This window comes from Candidatus Aquicultor sp. (assembly GCF_054640775.1).
The window spans coordinates 1-5,769 of sequence record NZ_JBTSLF010000159.1; the positions used below are offsets into that span (position 1 = coordinate 1).

Annotated in this window: 5 protein-coding genes and 1 pseudogene; all 6 read right to left on the reverse strand. The window is 50.0% G+C overall.

The window, feature by feature from the left end; genetic code table 11:
* A partial coding sequence (locus ACYC56_RS11530; RefSeq protein ID WP_461374328.1) for a 6-bladed beta-propeller occupies positions 1-431 on the reverse strand: 431 nt, incomplete at its 3' end.
* 18 nt (positions 432-449) lie between these two features.
* Entirely contained in the window at positions 450-1,160 is a 711-nt protein-coding gene (locus ACYC56_RS11535; RefSeq protein WP_461374329.1) for a tetratricopeptide repeat protein, read from the reverse strand.
* A gap of 150 nt (positions 1,161-1,310) precedes the next feature.
* Entirely contained in the window at positions 1,311-1,847 is a 537-nt protein-coding gene (locus tag ACYC56_RS11540) for a GerMN domain-containing protein (protein WP_461374330.1), read from the reverse strand.
* Positions 1,848-2,091: 244 nt separating this feature from the next.
* Positions 2,092-4,116: an O-antigen ligase family protein gene (locus ACYC56_RS11545; RefSeq protein ID WP_461374331.1), complete on the reverse strand. Its 2,025-nt coding sequence runs from the start codon at positions 4,114-4,116 to the stop codon at positions 2,092-2,094.
* A 173-nt stretch (positions 4,117-4,289) separates the two neighbouring features.
* Complete coding sequence (locus ACYC56_RS11550; protein WP_461374332.1) at positions 4,290-5,369, reverse strand: NapC/NirT family cytochrome c; 1,080 nt, start codon at positions 5,367-5,369, stop codon at positions 4,290-4,292.
* A gap of 46 nt (positions 5,370-5,415) precedes the next feature.
* Positions 5,416-5,769 (reverse strand): annotated as a pseudogene (locus ACYC56_RS11555) (hypothetical protein); the annotation flags it as partial.

A 5,769-nucleotide genomic window follows, 5' to 3' on the forward strand; every position in this document is an offset into this window, starting at 1 on the left:
TCCGCATTAAATATAACGATCCTATTCGATTGTTTGCAGGCTACGAAGACCTGGCCGTTATCCGCTACCGCTACCGCGTTCGGGTACCAGAGCTCGTACTTTTTTTGCCCCGCGTCGCCAAACTGCTCGACGAAGGTGCCATTGCTATCAAAAAGGAGGATCCGGTGCTTTTCACTATCGGCCACGTAGATGTTGCCATTTGCATCGGTGGTAACCCCGGTCGGCCGGTTAAGACGGTCTCCCTCAAATCCATAGATCGAGAACAGGCTGGTAAGCCCCTTTGGGTTGTTATCGCCCTTAACTTCCGGCGGTTTGTTCAGCAGGTTGTAAAGAAACAACATCCCAAGCAGGACCAAGCCTAAAAAGCCGACTATTACGAGATATCGTTTTAGTGCTGAACGGTCCTGGACGTAAAAATTATCCGTTGACAAACTCATAACCTCCAAACATTATTGTTTCGCCTTGGTCGACGGTGCTGTGGTTGCTTTAGCCGCCGGCCCTTTCTTGCTTGCCTGAAGCTCGGTGGTAAGCCTTACCAGTTCATCCTGTGCCTTCTTCTCATCCGGCACGAATGCGACTATATCCTTATAGATGATAAGGGCTTCTTGCGGCTTGCCGGCTTTTTCCAGCATCCTTGCATAGGAGTAACCTATGTTTATATCCTGTCCGGATGAATCATAAGCCGCTCCATACGAGCTAACGGCATCGGGTATGTTTCCTGTAGCTTCATAAGCCTGGCCCAGATTATCATACACCTGGATTTGTAATTCTGCCGTCCCTTGCTCCACCTGCAGCGCCTTTTTAAGCGTTGAGATCGCAGCATCGTGCTGGTTTGTCCTATTGTAGGCGATGCCCAATGTCATGTACGCATCCATGCTCTTGCGATCGAGCCTGGTCGCAACCGAGGCTTGCTCGATCGCATTATTGAACCTGCCAACAGCTATATCTGCCTTGGCTAGCGCAACCCTGGCTTTTGCGTTTCTCGGGTCACCTTTTACCGCTTCTTCTGCATCCACGTAGGCTCTTTCGACGTATGTTCTTGGAACCGCCGGTGCGTTGCGCACTACTGCAGTCTTAGCCAGCAATCCCAAGACAACGACAATACCGATCATAAGAGCCAGGATTATTGCCCTAAAGAATAAGCGAGCATAAACGTTCATTCATACCAACCTTTCCGATTGTTTTCGACGTACACTGTTCTATCGCTTCTAAATCTCGTAAGTTACCACTCAACCGCATATGAAGGGAATACTTGCTTGAAGGACGTACTGTTTACGTGCAGGATAATCTTTAGGCAGGGCAGTAACGAACTAGGTTTTCCACGGTTGATCTTTAAGGGTCACACCACCCCAAAACTTTTCAACATCTTTGCCGTCGATCTGACCTTTTTCTTTGCCCTCGACCTGGAATTTAAATTGTTTTAAGCTGTTTGATTGCTTGGCTGTCGAGATTATTGCCATGAGAAGTAAGTCTTGAGACGACTTGTTTCCGCTAAAGTTGAGGATATTTCTGTTGAAGTTGATAGTTATCATGTTGTTGTCGATCTTTGTGCCGAGGACTTTGACGTTTTCAGGCATTACGGCCATGATATTACCGTTATTCGGCTTGCTCTCAAAAAGAATGTCGAGTGCCGCTTTTACCCTATCAGCTTCTTTGGGCACTTCATGGACCTCTTTTGCCAGCGCATCCTTATCTGGATAATAAACGACGATTTGCATATAGTTGTTGGGGGCATCGGTTTTTGGCAGATCTGGAGGTGCAGCCAGGTAACTGGGCTCGGTCGCACACCCCGTCACAATAAGAGAGAGAAGTGCGACTACCGTTAACGTTGCAGCAAGATACCTCATAACCACTCCATAAACTAAACCGTAAAACTTGCATTAACTGGTATATTCTACCACCAGCTTGTCTCTACTATAACTAAAAAGCAGCTGCTCTTCAATATACTTAGTCAAAAATTAGCGATATATTATAAAACAACTCTGTTTGTATTATAGTAAATTACTGTTTTGTTAGTAAATAAACAGAGTATCTGTTGTTAGGTTAGCGGGCGGATAGGGCTAGAGCACCCATCTAAGTTTCCATCATCGGCTATTTTGGCGTGCCTTGATTGGCCTGCAGGCCCTGGATGATCCGGCCTACTTTAGTATCGCCCGGATTAAGGGATTGGTACTTCTTATAGTAGGTTATGGCTAGCTCTTTTTGCCCGAGGTTCTTATGCGCCTCAGCAGTCAGCAACCACGCTTCTTTTGAAGTCGGGTTTACCTCGCGTACGAATTCAAGCAGCCTGAGGACTTCGTCATAACGGCCCTCCGCCTTATAAGCGTCTGCCAAGAGCAACTGGGCGACCGATGAGTTTGGACGTATCGCGAGTGCTGTATTAAGCGCCTCTTCGGCTGAATCGAAATACCCGTTGCCCGGCCCGTTCGTCAGCGTGGCGTATGCATTTGCAAGATAAATCCAATGGTCCGAGTCGTTCGGCTCGAGGTCGGTGGCCGTCTCTGCGATACCTTTAGCCCGGAGGAGCAGCGATGTATCATGCTGCGCGAGTCCGACATCTTGCAGGTATCGTCCATAGAGATCGAGGTAGAGACCGTTTTTGTAGAGGCGGGTGGCTGTATCAAAGCTTGCGATCGTCTGATTGGGGTTAGCTGAGCCCTCAAGCGCCATCGCACGGTTAAAGTGAACATCAGCAGTATACATAACCACGGCAAGATAAGCCGCCACGAGGAAGGTGAGTGAGATCGCCGATGCTGTGATGATTGCGGGTGCTGCTTTAACTGTAGCAGTTCTTACGAAATAGGCCTGCGAAAGGAGCGCCCCGATTATCAACCATAGTATGGGCGTGCTCCCAATTATACTGAGTCCAACAACAAGGTAGACGACATAGCCGGCCGCCGCTGCGACAAGGCCGGCATAGACGCGCTTCTGGTCTCCATCCCGATAACGAATCGAATTGCGCGAATAGAAAAGCGCCGCAATTATGAAAATTGCAAAGCATATCGCGGCGGGGACCCCAAGCGTCGCAGCAAGCTGTAAGAAATAGTTGTGAGCGTTGTCCGCGGTCGAGTTGCCCTGAACGATTCTCACGTAGTGTGCGGTCTCATATCGCTGCGAGAGAAGGTTAAACGTATCCGGCCCGAATCCTAAAAGCGGGCGCTCCTCGGTTGCGCGCAGAGCCGCCTTCCAAATCTCCAGCCTGCTACCGGCGCTTCCTTCGCTTATCTGGGATGTGGAGGAGATTCGCTCGAGCAGATTTGTGTTGTCGGCGAGCGTGCCCGAATAGAAGGCGATGCTTCCGAAGGTGATAATAAGAACGGCTGTGATGACGGCAAGCTTTCGTGGGGTCAAAAGAACCGACCTGCCGGCCACCAGGATAAACACGACCACGCCTGCAAGCGTACCCAACCAGGCGCCCCGGGTGTAGCTTGTCAGCAGACATGCGGTAATCAGCGTACCCGCGATCCCGTAAAGCGCGCTGTCTCTGGTACTCTTTGCATCAAGATACGAGGCTAACGCCGCGGGAAATGCAAGAACTAAAAAGCCGCCTAGCATATCCGGGTTACCGAATGTGGAAAAGCTTCGCCATAACTCAAACTGCTGTCCCGGCCAGGCGACGGGGTCAAAGCCCATAAACTGCGCGAGCCCATAGATCGAAACGACCCCGCCAATCAGTGAAAGCAACCTGCTAAGTGCCCTTATTCTTTCAAATGAGCTAAAGCTTTGCAGGGCGAGGAAGTAGATAGCCGCATAGTTGATGAACGTAAGGAGGCCTTCATAGCGCCGGTATTTTCCAAGGACCGATAAAGAGGGCTGAAGCGAGAATATCGTCGATACGGTAACGAGAACAAGGAAAAGCAGTAGCAGCACATCAAGCTTGCTCCAGCGGATCCTGCGCTCTTTTTGAATAGCAACGCGAAACGCCCAGATGCCGACGATTCCCAGGCTGATAAGGCGCAAAGCCATGAGCTTTGCGATATCGAAGGCATCCGCCGAAAGATACGGGGTCATTACGAGGGGCAGGGCGATTACGAGTGCTAAAAGGCCGAAGTAGAGCCATGTTTCTAAACGTGTGCCTGCGGATAACGGTTCACTGTCATTTGTTCGCTCGCTCAAATCACTTTTTCACCAACTGTATCTAATATATGCAAATATCAGTAACTATTTCAGTAACTATTTCAGTAAAATTTGATAGTCGAGCACAGAATTCTTCAAGAGTATAAGCATTATATGGCGGTACGCGAGAAAGGTAAATGCGTACACCGTGATAATGCTCGAGAGCAAGGTTTTTATTGCTGCGACGTCTGGAATGCCGGGTCGGGCTTTAGGCGCTCGCTGTTCGGCTGCTTCTGTCCTCGCACATGACACCAAGCACAAAATGTCGGGCCGTGACAGTTAAAGCAGTACGCCGGTCCTTGCTTGGCGACAACATGTTTATGCGCGGGTACCCAGGAGCCCGGTGGACCGATAAAGCCCTTGTGGTGGCATGCGTTACAGAAGTCCTCTTGGCGGTGGCATTTCTTACATATCTGCGGACTTTGGCGGCCGATACCGCCGTGGTCTTGCTTAATGAATTTATCGGTGTGGGGGACTTCCACGCCGTGACAGCCCCGGCAGAAGGTTTTCTGGTGGCACATCAAGCACGGCTCGATGTTTTTTAAGGCGGTTTTGCCGTGATCCGGTATTCGCCAGGTTCCCGTTTTGTGATTTAAATACCCATCAGCTGGAACCAGGTCAAACCCTTTCTGCGGATGGCAGGTAAAGCAGCTTCCCGGCGCCAGCGCTGATTTCGAGAGGCCGTGGCAGCGAAAGCAGCCATCCATAGTGAGGAAGGTCCGGTACTCGGGAAGGCCCGGATGCCCGGCACGGTTGTGGCATGTAGTACAGTTGATCCCCTTCTCCAGGTGGATGTTGTGGTTCATCTTCAGACCTTTGGTCGGCGTAACGATTCGCTTGGGGGTATGGCATTGCAAGCAGCCATCGTTATCGATTTTCTTACTGAGCGCGCTGTCCATATTGATGGGCTGTTGATAGGAGTTGGTGTAGTGACGGTAGATTTCTACCGCAAGATCTGTTTTTTGTTTGAGAAAGCCCACGGCGCCCGTGTAATGGCAGACAGCGCAATCGACCTCTGCGTGCAACGATTGTTTTTGCCAGGATTGGATGGCAGGTGCAAGCTCATGGCATGACTCGCAATACTCAGGTTGCGAAGTATACCAAAAACCATAGCCGACCGCAGCTATTATTACGAACCCTATAACCCCGGCGATTATTAATAGGAGCCTCGAGCGTGGTCCATGTAAGTCCGGCAGGCTAAGGCGCGGGACCCGGATTCTTGATTTTACGTTCCGGAAATTAATCTTACGCATTTTGCTCGATTGTAACACTAGATAGGTGTCTTAACAAGCTAACCTACTAATGGGTGAATTGTGAAGACATGGCAAATCTCTTGATGTGACAGAAAGGGCAATTATTCTGCATCGATGAATGACACTGCATGCAGAGCTTGCGTTTTGGGAGCGTATCACCGATTTTTCCCACATGCGGGTGGGCGGCGCCTGGATGACATTTTATACAGGAGATATCGGCCCGTTGTACGTGGTTGCGATGGTTGATTTTGATATCCCCAGAGCTTGATACGTCCCTATTTAAACTATGACAGCCGCCCCTTTGACAGGATTTTACCCCCGGCAATGTCGCCCCAACGGGTTTTAACTGCGCCCCTACAAGACTGGCGTAAATCTCACGGTAAAAGCTAATACGATAGAC

Coding starts and splice junctions, on each gene's coding strand:
- ACYC56_RS11550 (WP_461374332.1), bottom strand. CDS start 5,369: ATGCGTAAGATTAATTTCCGGAACGTAAAATCAAGAATCCGGGTCCCG.
- ACYC56_RS11535 (WP_461374329.1), bottom strand. CDS start 1,160: ATGAACGTTTATGCTCGCTTATTCTTTAGGGCAATAATCCTGGCTCTT.
- ACYC56_RS11540 (WP_461374330.1), bottom strand. CDS start 1,847: ATGAGGTATCTTGCTGCAACGTTAACGGTAGTCGCACTTCTCTCTCTT.